Here is a 16,147-nt window from a genome sequence, read left to right as displayed (position 1 = left end):
ACCCGGGTGGCCTCAGCGCTCCATCAGGGAGTCCATCCACGCCTCGATGCCGGCGACCGTGCGCGGCAGGGCACCCGACATCAGGCGGGCGCCTTCCGGCGTGATGACGAGGTCGTCCTCGACGCGTACGCCGATGCCGCGCAGTTCGGCGGGGAGGGTGAGGTCGTCGGGCTGGAGGTACAGGCCGGGTTCGACGGTGAGGACCTGGCCTTCCTCCAGTACGCCGTCCGGGTAAGTCTCCGCGCGGGCCTGGGCGCAGTCGTGGACGTCGATGCCGAGCATATGGCCGCTGCCGCACAGCGTGTAGCGGCGGTGCAGGTCGCCCTCCGGGTCCTTCAGGACGCCCCATTCGGCCAGGCCCTCCGCGATGACGCGCATACAGGCGTGGTGGAAGTCGCGGAAGCGGGCGCCGGGGCGGAGCGCGGCGATGCCGGCCTCCTGGGCGGCCAGGACGAGTTCGTACACCTCGCGCTGGACGGGGGAGAAGCGGCCCGAGAGCGGCAGGGTGCGGGTGATGTCGGCGGTGTACAGCGTGTCGGTCTCCACGCCCGCGTCGAACAGGAGGAGTTCGGCCGGGTCGAGGGGGCCGTCGTTGCGTATCCAGTGCAGGACGCAGGCGTGGGCGCCGGACGCGGCGATGGTCTCGTAGCCGGTGCCGTTGCCCTCGGCGCGGGCGCGGAGTCCGAAGACGCCCTCGATCCAGCGTTCGCCGCGCGGGTGGGCGAGGGCGCGGGGCAGGGCCCGTACGACGTCCTCGAACCCGGCGGTGGTGTGGTCGACGGCGAGCTGGAGCTGCTCGACCTCCCAGGAGTCCTTGACCAGCCGCAGCTCCGAGAGGGCGGCGGCCAGCTCCGGGTCGGAGGAGGGCTCACGGCCGGGCGGGAGCGTCCCGCCGAGTTCGTCGACGTGGGCGCAGCGGATGCCGGTGAGGCGCTCGGTCTCGTCCAGGTCGGGGCGGCGCCCGACCCAGAACTCGCCGTAGCGGCGGTCCCGGTAGAAGGCGTCTTTGGCGCGCTCGGTGTCGCCGGTGCGGGGCGAGCGGGGGCGCACGTACAGCACGGCCTCGTGGTCGTGGGGCCCCGACGGTTCCAGGACGAGGACGTGGCCGGGCTGGTCCTCGCCGGTGAGCCCGGTGAGCCAGGCGTAGGCGCTGTACGGGCGGAAGCGGTGGTCGCAGTCGTTGGAGCGGACCTTCAGCTCACCGGCGGGGACGACGAGCCGTTCTCCGGGGAACCGGGCGGACAGCCGGGCGCGGCGGGCGGGGGTGACGGCGCGGGCGGCCACCCGGGCGTCGTGGGGCAGGGGTGAGGGTGCCCAGTCGCGGCCCATGAAGCGGGCCAACTCCGTGGAGACGGACAGGTCGTGGCTGCCGGTGCGGAGGCGGTGGGGGCTGTCGGCCATCGAGGCTCCCGGGATTCGTCGTAGCAGAGGGGTTGTCAGTGCAATTTCACATTACTATGTTACAGCTCACATTGCAGTGGCATGCACGCCTCAAGCTGGTGGGCGACTCGCCGCTGCGGCAAGGACGTTCGCGCCCGAAGAGGGGGCGCGAACGCACCCCCCATCACCTCCCACACCCCACAGGAGCCGCAAAGGTGTTCCCGAAGACACGCCTGTCCGCCCCGTCAGGGCGCAGATCCGTGCGTACCGCACTCCTCGCCGCCGCCGTCACCACCGTGCTGCTCGGCACGTCGGGCGGGCCGGCCGCCTCCCTCACCGCTCAGCCGAACACCCAGGCGGCGGCCGTCCCGGCGGCCGCCGCCCAGGGAGCGCACGGCGCCCAGGGAGCGCACGGTGCCCAGGGCGCCGACGGGCACGACCCGCACGACGAGGTGCTGCGCCTCGGCAAGGCGCCCGCCCCCACCCCGCCCACCGCCGACGGCCCCGGCGACCGCCCCGCGAGCGCCCGTGTCCCGGGCCGGCAGCCGTCGAACGCCCCGGCCGCGCGCCGCACCGCGGCGGCGACGGCCGCCACGACCGCCCCCTGCACCCTCGACGGCGTCACCGGCCTCGGTCCCGAGCGGTTCGCCGACTTCCTCGCCGACCCGGCGGTCACCGCCGACGGCTGTCTGGGGAACCTCATCTGGACCTGGGACCGCCGACTCGCGCCGGTCATGTCCGACGCCCACGTCCAGGCCGTGTCCCAGCGGATATCCGCCCTCGCCGCACGGCACGACGGCCGCAACGGCAGCCACCTGCTGGAGATGTTCACCTATCTCCACGCCGTGGCGTACCACGACTTCTCACGCGACGAGATCGACGTCACCGACGCCCCGACCACCGAGGCCATGCGCCGCGCCATCTACTACTTCGGCACCGCGGCGCGCACCTTCGACGTCACCCGGACGAACGCCGAGACCCTCCGCGAGGCGCTCTACGCGGGCAGCGCGCCCGGTCTGCGCCACTCCCAGCTGGACCTGATCCGCAAGGTGCTGGCCACCATGGACCAGTACCACCCGGAGACGTACGCGGACAGCTCCTGGGGCGGCGCCGTACTCGCCGGGCTCTCGGTCAACTACCTCGGCCTCTACTCCGGCAACAACGACACGTCGTTCCGCACCCTCGTCGCCCGCAACGACGCCTACCGCGCGGCCTTCCGGAAGTTCGCGTTCCACACCCACCTCAAGGGCACGCCCAACGAGTGGGTCGTCCGCGACGCGCTCTCCGAGTACGCCCGTTTCGGCGAGATCGGCTCCCTGCGCAACGCCGTCGTCACCGACCTCGGCGCCCTCCTGGACCCGGTGACCGCCAACTGGGGCCGGGGCAGCGCCCCCTGGGCCAAGATCGCCTCCTGGCTCGACTACTACGCCGCGTGCAAGCCGTACGGCGTCTGCAAGGACGACATCGAACGGCTGATCTTCCCCCACACCTACACGTACGACAACGGCACCATGAAGGTCCGCACGGGCCTCGACCGCGCCACCGTCGACCAGCTCTACTACGCGAGCAAGCAGGTCAAGGCGCAGTTCCACCGCGTCATCGGCAGCGAGGCACCGCTCACCGGTGACACCAACAGCAGCCTGAACATCGTGCTGTACGCCTCGCGCGCCGACTACGAGAACTACCACCCGCTGCTCACCGGCATGGACACCAACAACGGCGGCATCTACATCGAGCGCGGCGCCACCTTCTACACGTACCAGCGGCGCGTCCCGCAGGACTCGCGGCTGACGCTGGAGGAACTGTTCCGCCACGAGTACGTGCACTACCTCAACGGCCGGTGGGCCGTCCCCGGCTACTTCGGCGAAGGCCCCTGGTACCAGAACGACCGCACGACGGCCATGGACGAGGGCACCGCGGAGTTCTTCGACGGCGCCACCCGCGACGACGGCGTCGCCGTCCGCAAATCGCTCGTCCAGAGCATCATCTCGGACACCGCGAACGGCGGTCCGCGCATGACCGTCGACCAGCTCCTGCACGCCACGTACGCGGGCGACGGCTTCCGGTTCTACAGCTACGCGGGCACCTTCTTCGAGTACCTGTGGACCGAGCGCCCCTCCCTGCTGCGCGAGATGTACCGGCACCTGCGGGCCAACGACCCCGCGGCCTTCGACGCCTGGCGCGGCCGGCTGAGCCGGGACGCGTCGCTCCAGCGGGGGTACGACGCCTTCCTCGACCGGCAGATCGCCCGGGTGAACGACCTCTTCGTACCGAACACCGTGTACACGCCGGACAGCGGACTGCGGGAGACCGCGGCCGACGCGGTGCGTGCCGCCTTCGCCGGCGCGACCGGGTCCGACCCGCGCTGCACCGCCAACGGCGACAGGGGCATGCCCCGGTTCCTCTGCACGGGCCGCGTCACGGCCCGCCTGGCCGACGCCGGGAACAGCGACCGCGTCTTCCGGGACATGTCCGAGACCGTCGACTACTTCCTGCTCGACCGGTCCGCGCCCGCGTCCCCGAACCTCGCCGACATGAACTGCTCGTTCGGCGAGGTGGAGATCTGGGCCGACCGCACGGCGGGTACGTCCTCGTACAGCTGTGAAGGTCCGCTGCGGCGCTGAACAGCCCTTGTGAGGCGCCAGTAGTATGTGAAATATTACTGACGTGCCCATGAGACACCGCACCACAGCGTCCTCCGCCTCCGACGCCGTCATCGTCGGCGCCGGAATCGTCGGAGCGGCCTGCGCCTACTACGCGAGCCGCTCCGGCCTCGCCGTCACCGTCGTCGACCGGGGCCCCGTCGCCGGCGGCACCACCGGCGCCGGTGAAGGCAATCTGCTCGTCTCCGACAAGGAGGCGGGACCCGAGCTCGACCTCGCCCTGCTGTCCACACGACTGTGGCGCGAACTCGCCGCCGCCCTCCCACCGGAGGCGGAGACCGAGTACGAGCTCAAGGGCGGTCTCGTCATCGCACCCGACGAGACCGCCCTCACCGCGCTGCGGACCTTCGCCAAGGGCCAGCGCGACGCCGGAGTCGAGGCACGGGAGGTCCCGCCCGACGCCGTCCACACCCTCGAACCCCACCTCGCCCCCGGCACGGCCGGCGCCTTCCACTACCCGCAGGACGCCCAGGTCCAGCCCGCCCGCGCGGCCGCCGCGGTCCTGCGCGCCGCCCGCGACCTGGGCGCCGACGTACGGCTCGGCGAAGAGGTGACGGCGCTCCTCACCGACCCGCGCGGCGCCGTCCGGGGCGTCCGCACCGCACACGGCGACCTCCACGCCCCCGCCGTCGTCAACGCCACCGGAACCTGGGGCGGCCGGTTCGCCGCCCTCGCCGGCACGGACCTCCCGGTGCTGCCACGCCGGGGCTTCGTCCTCGTCACCGAACCCCTCCCGCCCGGCCTCATCCGCCACAAGGTGTACGCCGCCGACTACATCGCCGATGTCGCCAGCGGCTCCGCCGACCTCCAGTCCTCCGCCGTCGTGGAGGGCACCCCCGCAGGACCGGTCCTCATCGGCGCCACCAGGGAACGCGTCGGCTTCGACCGCACCCTGTCGACCGAGGCCCTGCGCCGCCTGGCGCGCCAGGCCACCGCCCTGTTCCCCGTCCTGGCCGGCGCCCGCGCGATCCGCGCGTACCACGGCTTCCGCCCGTACCTCCCGGACCACCTCCCGGCGATCGGACCCGACCCGCGCGTGCCCGGCCTGCACCACGCGTGCGGCCACGAGGGCGCGGGCATCGGCCTCGCCCCCGCGACGGGCCTCCTCATCACGGCCGCCCTGCGCGGCGACCACCCGCCCCTGGACCCGGCCCCGTTCGACCCCGCCCGCTTCTCCGCACCGGGAGCACCCCAGTGAAGCACCGCACCCCCGCCTCACTCGTACGGGCCGAGCCCGCCACCCCGTACACCTTCACCTTCGACGGGCGCACGCTCACCGCGCTGCCGGGCCAGACCCTGGCCGCCGCCCTGTGGGCCGCCGGAATCCTGTCCTGGCGCACCACCCGCGGCGGCGGCGCCCCGCGCGGCGCGTTCTGCGGCATCGGCGTCTGCCACGACTGCCTCGCCACCGTCAACGGCCGCCCCAACCAGCGGGCCTGCCTCGTCCCCGTACGCCCCGGCGACACCGTCACGACCCAGGAGGGCACCGGCCATGACCAGTGAACCGGCCGACCTCGCCATCGTCGGGGCGGGCCCCGCCGGGCTCGCCGCCGCCGTCACCGCCGCCGGCCTCGGCCTGCGGGTCACCCTGCTGGACGCGGGGGAGCGGCCCGGCGGCCAGTTCTACCGCCACCCCGCGCCCGGCCTCCGCGCCGCCCGCCCCGAGGCGCTGCACCACGGCTGGCGCCGGTTCGCCACCCTGCTGCGCCGCCTGGACACCCCCCGCGTCACGCACCTCCCGGCCCACCACGTCTGGACGGTCGTACGGGACGCCGACCACTGGCGCCTGCACGCGGTCGCAGGCCCGGACGAGACACCCGCCACCGTCCACGCCAGGACCGTCCTCCTCGCCACCGGCGCGTACGAACGGCAACTCCCCTTCCCCGGCTGGACCCTCCCCGGCGTGGTCGGCGCCGGCGGCGCCCAGGCGATGCTGAAGTCCGGCCTCGTCCTCCCCGGCCGGCGCGTCGTCGTCGCGGGCAGCGGCCCCCTGCTGCTGGCCGTCGCCGGTTCGCTCGCCGCCGCCGGCGCCCGCGTACCCGCCGTCGTGGAGGCCGCCGACTACACCGCGTACGCCCGCGAACTGCCCGCCCTCCTCCGCAACCCCGGCAAACTCGCCGAAGGAGCCCTCCACGGCGGCGGACTCCTCCGCCACTCCACCCGGCTCCTCACCCGGCACGCCGTCACGGCCGCCCACGGCACCACCCGCGTCGAAGCGGTCACCGTGCGGCGCCTCGACCGCGACTGGCGCCCCCTGCCCGGCACCGCCCGCCGCGTCCCGTGCGACGCCCTCGCCGTCGGCCACGGCCTCGTACCCCAGCTCGAACTGGCCACCGGCCTCGGCTGCGCCACCCGCCGCACACCCGACGGCACCCCCGCCCTGGCCCTCGACCCCGACCAGGCCACCTCCGTCCCCGGCGTCTGGGCGGCCGGCGAGACCGGCGGCGTCGGCGGCGCCGAACTCGCCCTCACCGAGGGAGTGATCGCCGCCACGGCCATCGCCCACACCCTGCGCGGCACCCCGTACCGCCCCACCGCCCTCGCCCGCCGCCGCACCCGCCTGCGCGCCTTCGCCGACGCCATGGCCGCCGCCCACCGACCGGGACCCGGCTGGACCGACTGGCTCGACGACACCACCGAGGTGTGCCGCTGCGAGGAGGTCACCGCCGGCCGTGTCCGCGAGGCCGTCACCGAACTCGGCGCCCGCGACGCCCGCACCGTCAAACTCCTCACCCGCGCCGGAATGGGCTGGTGCCAGGGCCGCGTGTGCGGCCAGGCGGTGGCCTGCCTCGCGGGTGAGGACCCGGCCCCCGACCGACGCCCGCTCTCCTGCCCCGTACCCCTCGGCCACCTCGCCGACCTCTGACGGCGGCTAGCCCGCCGACGGCCGGACCCCGCCCACCACACGAACGACAACCCGACCCAAGGAGCCCAGCATGACCGCCGCAGACACCCGCCCGCGCCCCTGGCACGGCATCATGGTCGCCACCGCGCTTCCCCTCCGGGACGACCTCTCCGTCGACTACGACGCCTTCGCCGGGCACGTCGAGCGGCTCATCGCCGACGGCTGCGACGGCGTGGTCCCCAACGGCTCGCTCGGCGAGTACCAGACCCTCACCGACGACGAACGCGCCCGCGTCGTCCGCGTCGCCGTCGAGGCCGCGGGCGACGGATCCCGCGTGATGGCGGGCGTCTCGGCCTACGGCAGCGCCGAGTCCCGCCGCTGGGCCGACCAGGCCGCCGAAGCGGGCGCCGGGTCGGTCCTGCTGCTGCCGCCCAACGCCTACCGCGCCGACGAGCCGGCCGTACGGGCGCACTTCGCCGAGGTGGCCAAGGCGGGCCTCCCCGTCGTGGCGTACAACAACCCCTATGACACCCGGACCGACCTCACGCCCGACCTGCTCGCCCGGCTCCACGCCGACGGCAGCGTCGTCGCCGTGAAGGAGTTCAGCGGGGACGTCCGCCGCGCCTACGAGATCGCCGAACTGGCCCCGGAGCTCGACCTGCTGATCGGCGCCGACGACGTCCTCCTGGAACTCGCCGTCGCCGGGGCGGTCGGCTGGATCGCCGGCTACCCCAACGCCCTCCCCGGCGCCTGCGCCGCCCTGTACCGCGCCGCCGTCGGCCAGGACCTGGACCTCGCCCTCCCGCTCTACCGCGCCCTGCACCCGCTGCTGCGCTGGGACTCCAAGCCCGAGTTCGTCCAGGCCATCAAACTGTCCATGGACATCGCGGGCCGCCCCGGCGGCCCCACCCGCCCACCGCGCTCGCCGCTCGCGGAGGCACACGCAGCCGCGGTACGCGCGGCCACGGAGAAGGCCCTGGCAGAGGGCCTCGACTGACGGACGCCCACAGCCCCCACCGCACCGACCCGAGCCACGCAGCCCACCCACCCCACCCCACCCCATCCACCCACCGACCCCGCCCGACCGAAGGGGGACCGTCATGCGGACCCGGCACGTCTACCACGCTGTCGACTCGCACACCGAGGGCATGCCCACCCGCGTCATCACCGGCGGGGTCGGCACCGTTCCCGGCGCCACCATGGCCGAGCGCCGCCGGCACTTCATCGCGGAACTGGACCACATCCGCACCCTGCTGATGTACGAGCCGCGCGGCCACGCCGCCATGAGCGGAGCCGTCCTGCAGCCGCCCACGAGACCCGACGCCGACTACGGCGTGCTGTACATCGAGGTCTCCGGGCTGCTGCCCATGTGCGGCCACGGCACCATCGGCGTGGCGACGGTCCTCGTGGAGACCGGCATGGTGCCGGTCACGGAGCCCGTCACGACCGTCCGGCTGGACACCCCGGCCGGGCTGGTGTCGGTCGACGTCCGGGTCGACGACGGCGAGGCGACCTCCGTGACCCTCACCAACGTCCCGGCGTTCTGCGCGGCGCTCGACCGCGAGGTCGAGGTGCCGGGCCTCGGCACGGTCACCTACGACCTCGCCTACGGCGGCAACTTCTACGCCTTCGTACGGCTCGACACGCTCGGACTGCCCTTCGACCGGGCGCGCAAGGACGACCTGCTGGCCGCCGGACTCGCGATCATGGACGCCGTCAACGCCGCGGACCGCCCGGTGCACCCCGAGAACCCGGAGATCGGCGGGGTGAAGCACGTCTACCTCGCCGCACCCGGCTCCGACGCCGCGCACTCCCGGCACGCCATGGCGATCCACCCCGGCTGGTTCGACCGTTCCCCCTGCGGAACCGGTACGTCCGCGCGGATGGCGCAGCTCCACGCGCGCGGTGAACTGCCGCTCGACCGGGACTTCGTCAACGAGTCGTTCATCGGCACGCGGTTCACGGGCCGCCTCGTCGGCGAGACGACCGTCTGCGGGCTGCCCGCCGTCGTACCCACCGTGACGGGCCGTGCCTGGATCACCGGAACCGCGCAGTACTTCCTGGACCCGTCCGACCCCTTCCCCGCGGGTTTCCTACTCTGAGGTGCTCGCGCGGTTCCTCTCGCGCAGTTCCGTCACCGCGTGCCGTGCCGTCACGTGGTCCGCACAACCGGAGGTAGGCCATGGGTGGCCATCTGAAGCAGCACAATCTGATCACCGCCCAGGAGCGCCTGCGCGACCAGGTCGCCCACGCGCTGCGTGCCGCGCTGATCTCCGGTGAACTCCACCCCGGGCAGGTGTACTCCGCGCCCGCGCTCGCCGCGGACTTCGGCATCTCCGCCACCCCCGTACGGGAGGCCATGCTCGACCTGGCCCGCGAAGGACTGGTGGAGCCCGTACGGAACAAGGGCTTCCGCGTCACGGAGGTCAGCGAACGGGACCTCGACCAGTACACGGAGCTGCGGGCGCTGATCGAGGTGCCGACCGTCGGCCGGGTCACCCGCTCGGCCACGCCCGAACAGCTGGAGGAGCTGCGCCCGATCGCGGAGGAGATCGTGGTCACCGCACGCGACCACGACCTCATCGGCTACCTGGACGCCGACCGCCGCTTCCACCTGTCCCTGCTGGCCCTGCACGGCAACGACCGGCTCGTCGAGACGGTCGGCGAGCTGCGCAAGCGCTCGCGGCTGTACGGCCTGACGGCCCTGGACGAGCGGGGGCTGCTGGTCTCCTCGGCCCAGGAGCACCACGAGCTGCTCGACCTGATGCTGTCCGGGGACGCGGCGGCCGCCGAGGCCTGCATGAGGCGTCACCTCGGCCATGTCCGCTCGCTGTGGGCCAACCCGTCGGACACCGAACCGGAGTGACGGCCACCGGCCGACCGCACCGGCCGACCGCCGTGACCGCCGTGACCGCCGGGACCGCCGCGACCGCCCGCCTGCGACGGCGGTCTCAGTGGTGCGGGACCACCGCGACCGGCGTGGTCGCGTGGTGCAGCGCCGCGTGCGTGACCGGGCCGATGTGGGCACCGACCGGGGAGCGGCGGATCCGGCGGCCGACCACCACGAGCGACGCGTCGTTCGCGGCCTCGACCAGATGGTCGGCGGCGCGCCCCACCACGCACTGGGCGATCACCTCGACGTCCGGGTACTTGTCGCGCCACGGGTTCAGGGCGTCGCTCAGGGCCCGCGCCCGCAGGACCTCCAGCTCCGTGCTGTGGCCCGGGTCGATGCCCGCCGGGTCGTAGCCGAACACGGGCGGCAGGCTCCAGCCGTGGAGCACCCGCAGTGCCGCCCCGCGTGCCGCCGCGGCCTCGAAGGCGTACGCGATGAGCTCGTCGCACGGCCCCGCGAGATCGAGGCCGAGCACGACGTCGCGGTAGGCGCCCTCCTGCGGCGCGCCACCGCCCGGCGCCGGGCGGAACGCGTCCTCGGCGCGTGTTCCGGCCCGTACGAGCACGACCGGGCGTTCCGCGTGGGCGATCACGGACATGGACACCGACCCCATGAGGAAGCCGGTCAGGGCGCTGAGCCCGCGTGAACCCAGCACCAGGACGTCCGCCCGCAGCGACGCGGCGTCCAGCACCGCGATCGGGCGTCCGTCGGCCTGCTCGAAGGACACGTCGAGACCCGGGTGCCGCTCACGGAGCCGCTCGCACGTCTCGCGGGGAATTCGCTCCGCCCAGTACCGCGTCCTGTCCGCCGTGATCCGCCCCGCGTCGCCGCCCTCCGTCGTGTACTGCGCCGGCACCGAGCCGAGCAGCGGCGCCTGCGTGTACGCCGGCGTCCACGACTGCCAGACGTGCAGCAGTTTCAGGGGCAGTCCGCGCAGCAGGGCCTCGCGTGCCGCCCAGTCCGCCGCGGCCAGCGACTCGGCCGCGCCGTCCACTCCGACGATGACGGTACGTGACATGGGAATCCTCCAGGACGGCTCGGGGGCAGGTGCCGAACCGGCATACGCCGGCGCACGCTCACCTTCGCGCCGGACGGGACACCCGTACCAGGGCCGAAGGGGCCCCGCCCCCGGGCCCCCGGTCCTGGCGGCGTCCGCGCCAGGGCTGAACGGCCCGCTGCCTCCGGCCGGAGCGGGCCACCGGAGGCGGTACCGCCCGGCCGGCGGCCGAGGACTTTCCGCATGCTCTCGCGGTACGACCCGGATGACAGGGTTCAGGTGATTTCACCGATTCGCCTCGGTGCGGCAACGGAGCCGGAACCGGCTTCCTCCGTCGCGCCCGGGACGGCCGGTTCGGCGGCGGTACCCCTCCCCGCCCCACCCTGAGGAGAACCATGTCCTTCCATGTCGATTCCGAGACCGGGCGACTGAAGCAGGTCATCCTGCACAGGCCCGACCTCGAACTCAAGCGGCTGACGCCCAGCAACAAGGACGCGCTGCTCTTCGACGACGTGCTGTGGGTCAAGCGAGCCCGCGAAGAGCACGACGCCTTCGCCGACGCGCTGCGCGAACGCGGCGTCCGCGTCCACCTGTTCGCGGATCTGCTCACCGAGGCGCTCGAACGCCCCGCGGCGCGCACGCTCATCCACGACCGCGTCTTCGACGAGCGCGAGTACGGCCATCTGGCCACCGACCGCATCCGGGGCTTCTTCGACTCGCTGGAGTCCGCCGAGCTGACGTCCTTCCTCGTGGGTGGCATCACCCAGCGCGAACTGCTGGAGCGCACCGGCCCGATCCCCAGTGTGCGCCTGCACTCCATGGCCCCCGACGACTTCGTCGTGGCGCCGCTGCCGAACCACCTCTTCACCCGCGACACCTCGTGCTGGATCTACGACGGCGTGAGCGTCAACCCGATGAAGAAGGTGGCCAGGCGCCGCGAGACCGTCCACTTCGAGGCGATCTACCAGCACCACCCGCTGTTCGAGAAGCAGGAGTTCCGCCAGTGGACCGACGGACAGTCGGCCTACCCCTCCACCATCGAGGGCGGCGACGTCCTGGTCATCGGCAACGGCGCGGTCCTCATCGGCATGAGCGAGCGCACCACGCCGCAGGCCGTCGAGGCGCTCGCCCTGCGGATGTTCTCCGCCGGCTCGGCACGCCGGGTCGTCGCGATCGACCTGCCGAAGGCGCGCAGCTTCATGCACCTCGACACCGTGATGACGATGGTCAGCGGTGACACCTTCACCAAGTACGCGGGCCTCGGCATGCTGCCGTCCTGCACGATCGAGCCCGGCCCCGAGGGCCGGGGGCTGCGGATCACCGACCACGCGCCGGAGTACATGCACCAGGCGATCGCCGACGCGCTCGGCCTGGACTCCATCACCGTGCTGACGCCCACGCAGGACGTGCACGCGGCCGAGCGCGAGCAGTGGGACGACGGCTGCAACGTCCTCGCGATCGAACCGGGCGTCGTCTTCGCCTACGAGCGGAACGTCACCACCAACACCTTCCTCCGCCGCCACGGCATCGAGGTCGTCACCATCCGCGGCAGCGAGCTGGGCCGGGGCCGGGGCGGGCCGCGCTGTATGAGCTGCCCCATCGAGCGGACCGCCGCCTGAGCGCGTCCGCCACCGCGGACCGCCGCCCGAGCGACCACCGTCAGGGCGACCACCGTCAGGGCGTTCGCCGCCCGAGCGACCACCGTCAGGGCGACCACCGTCAGGGCGTTCGCCGCCCGAGCGACAGCCGCCCGTGCGCCGCCACCGAGCGGCGGCCCGCGCCCGCCCCACCCCGGACCTGAGAACGAGAAAGGCTTCATCATGGCCGTCAACCTGCGCCACCGCTCCCTGCTGAGGGAACTGGACCTCACCCCGGCCGAGTTCCGCTTCCTGCTGGACCTGTCCGCCCGGCTCAAGGCCGCCCGCTACGCCGGCACCGAACAGCAGCGCCTCCAGGGCAAGAACATCGCCCTCATCTTCGAGAAGACCTCCACCCGCACCCGCTGCGCCTTCGAGGTCGCCGCACACCAGCAGGGCGCCCACGTCACGTATCTGGAGCCGTCCGGCAGCCAGATCGGGCACAAGGAGTCCATCAAGGACACCGCCAGGGTCCTCGGCCGTTTCTACGACGGCATCGAGTACCGGGGCAGCTCGCAGACCATCGTCGAGGACCTCGCCGCCTACTCCGGAGTCCCGGTGTGGAACGGCCTGACCGACGAGTGGCACCCCACGCAGTCGCTCGCCGACGTGCTCACCATGTGGGAGAACACCGACAAGCCGCTGCACCAGGTCTCGTTCGCCTACCTCGGCGACGCCCGCAACAACGTGGGCAACTCCCTTCTCATCACCGCCGCGATGCTCGGCATGGACGTCCGCATGGTCGGCCCGGCGAGCCTGCGCAACGCCCCGGAGATCGTCGCCGAGGCCGAGGCGCTCGCGGCGACGACCGGAGCCCGCATCACCCTCACCGAGGACGTCGCCGAAGGCGTCGACGGCGTGGACTTCCTCTACACGGACGTCTGGGTCTCCATGGGCGAGCCCAAGGAGGTCTGGGACGAGCGGATCGAGCTCCTCCGCCCGTACCAGGTGTCCATGGACACGGTGAAGGCGACCGGGAACCCGCGCGTGAAGTTCCTGCACTGCCTGCCGGCCTTCCACGACAGCGAGACCACGGTCGGCGCCGACATCCTGAAGCGGACCGGCATGACCGCGCTGGAGGTGACCGACGACGTCTTCGAGTCCCCGCACTCGGTCGTCTTCGACCAGGCGGAGAACCGCCTCCACACCATCAAGGCCGTCCTCGTCGCCACCCTCGGCGACTGATCACCGACCCGCACGGAAAGAAGGAACACGTCATGCGTGTCGTCGTCGCCCTCGGCGGCAATGCCCTGCTCCAGCGGGGAGACCGCCCGGACGCCGCCGTCCAGCAGGCCAACGTACGAGCGGCCGTCGCCGCCCTCGCGCCGCTCACCCGGCAGCACGAGGTGGTCGTCACCCACGGCAACGGCCCCCAGGTGGGGCTGCTGGCTCTGCAGAACGCCGCCGACCAGTCCCTGACCAGCCCGTACCCGTTCGACGTCCTGGGCGCGGAAACCCAGGGCATGATCGGCTACTGGCTGCTCCAGGCACTCCAGAACGCCCTGCCGGAGCGCCAGGTGTGCGCCCTGCTCAACCAGACGCTCGTCTCGGCCGCCGACCCGGCGTTCACCGATCCCACCAAGTTCGTCGGACCGGTCTACGGCCGGGAGGAGGCCGAGCAGATAGCGGCCGAGCGCGGCTGGACCGTCAAGGAGGACGGAACGCACTGGCGCCGCGTCGTCCCCTCGCCCCGCCCGCAGCGCGTCGTGGAGACCCGGCTGATCCGCCTCCTGCTCGACTCGGGCGCGGTGGCGGTCTGCGCGGGCGGCGGCGGAGTCCCCGTCGTACGCGACGAGGTCGGCCGGCTGACCGGTGTGGACGCCGTCGTGGACAAGGACCTGACCGCGTCCCTCCTCGCCGAGGCGCTCGACGCCGACGCGCTGCTGCTGCTCACCGACGTACCGCAGGTGATCAGCGGTTTCGGCACCGCGCAGGCGAAGCCCATCACCCGTACGACCCCGGTCAGGATGCGCGAGGAGAACTTCCCGGCCGGATCGATGGGACCCAAGGTCGAGGCGGCGTGCCGGTTCGTGGAACTCACCGGCGGTATCGCCGCCATCGGCGCCCTCACCGATGCCCAGGCACTCCTGGAGGGCACCGCGGGCACCGTCATCACCCCCAGCGGCCAGTGGATCGACACCCCGAGGACCTGACATGACCACTCTGCCCGACACCCCCGCCGCCCCACCACCACCCGAAACGGCCCCGGCGAAGAGAAAGCTCCGCTTCCCCTCCGCCTTCACCGTCCTCGTCGCGGTCACCCTCATCGTCTGGGCGCTGACGTTCGTCATCCCCTCCGGCCGGTACAAGCTGACCGAGGACGGCGCGCCGATCCCCGACACGTACCAGGCGACCGAGCTGGCCACCGGCTTCGGAGACCGGCTCAAGGACCTGTTCCTCTCACCGGTGAACGGTCTGTACGGCGTCACGGACGGCGAGACGGGCCTGACCACACCGGGCGCCGACGGCTCGTTCGCCGGCGCGGCGGGCGTCTTCCTCTTCGTCCTCGCGGTCGGCGCGTTCATCACCGTCACCCTGCGGACGGGCGCCCTCACCTCCGGTGTGGCACGCCTCGCCCACCGGCTGGAGAAGCGCCGGACGCTGCTCCTGGTCGTCCTGATGGCGCTGTTCTCGCTGGGCGGTACGACGTACGGCATGGCGGAGGAGACCCTCGGGTTCTACGCGCTGATGATCCCGCTGGTCCTGAAGCTGGGCTACGACCGGATGACCGGCGCCGCCGTCATCATGGTCGGCGCGGGCGTGGGCACCCTCGCCTCCACGGTCAACCCGTTCGCCACCGGCGTCGCATCCGACAGCGCGGGCATCGGTACCGGTGACGGCATCGTGCTGCGGCTGCTGATGTGGGCCGTGCTCACCGCCGTGGCCGCGGTGTACCTGGTCCGCTACGCGAACCGGGTCCGCTCCGAGCCGGGCCGCTCCCTGGTCCCGGCCATCGCGGAGGACGACGAGCTGCGGGCGGAGGGCTCCGTCAGCGAACCGCTGACCAGCCGCCAGAAGGTGGTGCTGTGGCTCTTCGGGGCGACGTTCCTCTTCATGATCTTCGCCGTGATCCCCTGGTCCGACCTGGGCGTCACCTTCCTGCCGACCCTCGGCTGGTACTTCCCCGAACTGGCGGCCCTGTTCATCGTCGCCGCCGTCGTGGTGGGCCTGGTCGCCGGGCTCGGCGAGAAGGGCACCGCCGAAGGGATCGTGGCGGGCGCCGGCGACTTCATCGGCGCGGCGATGATCATCATGCTGGCCCGCGGCGTCACGGTCATCATGAACAACGCGGCCGTCACCGACACGATCCTCAACAGCCTGGAGAACGCCGTGTCCGGCACCTCCTCGGGGATCTTCGCGGTGATGATGTTCCTGGTGAACCTGCCGCTGGCCTTCTTCGTCCCGTCCTCGTCCGGACACGCGGCGCTCGCGATGCCGATCCTGGCACCGCTCGCCGACTTCGCCGGGGTCAAGCGCGACCTCGTGGTCACCGCCTACCAGTCCGCGTCGGGCTGGGTGAACCTGATCACCCCGACCTCGGCGGTCGTCATGGGCGGCCTCGCCCTCGCGAAGGTCCGCTACGACCAGTACCTGCGGTTCGTGGCACCCCTCATGGGCGTACTGTTCGCGACCGTCGCCGGGTTCCTGATCCTGGGGGCCGTAGTGGGCTGAAGCCGGCGGGCGCGGTCCCGCGGGCCGGTCCGGGCCCGAGACGGAACGGCCCCTCCTCGT

The 16,147-nt window shown here is 72.9% G+C and carries 13 protein-coding genes; 11 read left to right on the top strand and 2 right to left on the bottom strand.

Features of this window, described 5'->3' with window-relative positions:
* Positions 1-12: 12 nt before the first annotated feature.
* On the bottom strand, positions 13-1,401 hold the full coding sequence (locus ACGF5U_RS20180; RefSeq protein WP_392713599.1) for an aminopeptidase P family protein: 1,389 nt from the start codon (positions 1,399-1,401) through the stop codon (positions 13-15).
* A gap of 239 nt (positions 1,402-1,640) precedes the next feature.
* Here ACGF5U_RS20180 and ACGF5U_RS20175 point away from each other — a divergent pair, with 239 nt between their 5' ends.
* From ACGF5U_RS20175 to ACGF5U_RS20145, 7 genes are all read left to right on the top strand, one after another.
* Entirely contained in the window at positions 1,641-4,004 is a 2,364-nt protein-coding gene (locus ACGF5U_RS20175; RefSeq protein WP_392713600.1) for a collagenase, read from the top strand.
* A gap of 49 nt (positions 4,005-4,053) precedes the next feature.
* The gene (locus tag ACGF5U_RS20170) at positions 4,054-5,241 is read left to right on the top strand and encodes an NAD(P)/FAD-dependent oxidoreductase (RefSeq protein WP_392713601.1); all 1,188 of its coding nucleotides are present in this window, start codon (positions 4,054-4,056) and stop codon (positions 5,239-5,241) included.
* The gene (locus ACGF5U_RS20165; protein ID WP_392713603.1) at positions 5,238-5,546 is read left to right on the top strand and encodes a (2Fe-2S)-binding protein; all 309 of its coding nucleotides are present in this window, start codon (positions 5,238-5,240) and stop codon (positions 5,544-5,546) included. Before ACGF5U_RS20170 ends, ACGF5U_RS20165 begins: the two co-directional genes overlap by 4 nt.
* Positions 5,536-6,909 carry an FAD-dependent oxidoreductase gene (locus ACGF5U_RS20160; protein WP_392713605.1) on the top strand — a complete coding sequence of 458 codons (1,374 nt, stop codon included), beginning with the start codon at positions 5,536-5,538 and terminating at the stop codon, positions 6,907-6,909. Before ACGF5U_RS20165 ends, ACGF5U_RS20160 begins: the two co-directional genes overlap by 11 nt.
* Before the next feature lie 70 nt (positions 6,910-6,979).
* Positions 6,980-7,885 carry a dihydrodipicolinate synthase family protein gene (locus tag ACGF5U_RS20155; RefSeq protein ID WP_392713607.1) on the top strand — a complete coding sequence of 302 codons (906 nt, stop codon included), beginning with the start codon at positions 6,980-6,982 and terminating at the stop codon, positions 7,883-7,885.
* A 103-nt stretch (positions 7,886-7,988) separates the two neighbouring features.
* Positions 7,989-8,990, top strand: coding sequence for a proline racemase family protein (locus tag ACGF5U_RS20150; RefSeq protein ID WP_392713609.1), 1,002 nt, complete (start codon positions 7,989-7,991; stop codon positions 8,988-8,990).
* Between the two features lie 80 nt (positions 8,991-9,070).
* Positions 9,071-9,754 carry a GntR family transcriptional regulator gene (locus ACGF5U_RS20145; RefSeq protein ID WP_392713610.1) on the top strand — a complete coding sequence of 228 codons (684 nt, stop codon included), beginning with the start codon at positions 9,071-9,073 and terminating at the stop codon, positions 9,752-9,754.
* Between the two features lie 85 nt (positions 9,755-9,839).
* On the opposite strand, the gene ACGF5U_RS20140 is transcribed toward ACGF5U_RS20145, so the two are convergent.
* A complete protein-coding gene (locus tag ACGF5U_RS20140) occupies positions 9,840-10,799 on the bottom strand; it encodes a universal stress protein (RefSeq protein ID WP_392713611.1) in 960 nt (319 codons plus the stop codon).
* A 374-nt stretch (positions 10,800-11,173) separates the two neighbouring features.
* Here ACGF5U_RS20140 and ACGF5U_RS20135 point away from each other — a divergent pair, with 374 nt between their 5' ends.
* From ACGF5U_RS20135 to ACGF5U_RS20120, 4 genes are all read left to right on the top strand, one after another.
* On the top strand, positions 11,174-12,397 hold the full coding sequence (locus tag ACGF5U_RS20135) for an arginine deiminase (RefSeq protein WP_392713613.1): 1,224 nt from the start codon (positions 11,174-11,176) through the stop codon (positions 12,395-12,397).
* Between the two features lie 201 nt (positions 12,398-12,598).
* The gene (gene argF, locus ACGF5U_RS20130) at positions 12,599-13,600 is read left to right on the top strand and encodes an ornithine carbamoyltransferase (RefSeq protein WP_392713614.1); all 1,002 of its coding nucleotides are present in this window, start codon (positions 12,599-12,601) and stop codon (positions 13,598-13,600) included.
* Between the two features lie 32 nt (positions 13,601-13,632).
* Complete coding sequence (gene arcC / locus ACGF5U_RS20125; protein ID WP_392713616.1) at positions 13,633-14,568, top strand: carbamate kinase; 936 nt, start codon at positions 13,633-13,635, stop codon at positions 14,566-14,568.
* A 1-nt stretch (position 14,569) separates the two neighbouring features.
* Positions 14,570-16,087 (top strand): YfcC family protein, encoded by a 1,518-nt coding sequence (locus tag ACGF5U_RS20120; RefSeq protein ID WP_392713617.1) that lies wholly within the window; start codon positions 14,570-14,572, stop codon positions 16,085-16,087.
* Positions 16,088-16,147 lie beyond the last annotated feature (60 nt).

Origin of the sequence: Streptomyces sp. NPDC047886 (assembly GCF_043204435.1) — a bacterium.
Taxonomy (GTDB): Bacteria; Actinomycetota; Actinomycetes; order Streptomycetales; family Streptomycetaceae; genus Streptomyces.
Note: the sequence above shows the minus strand (reverse complement) of the source record. Positions and strands in the feature narration are given on the sequence as shown.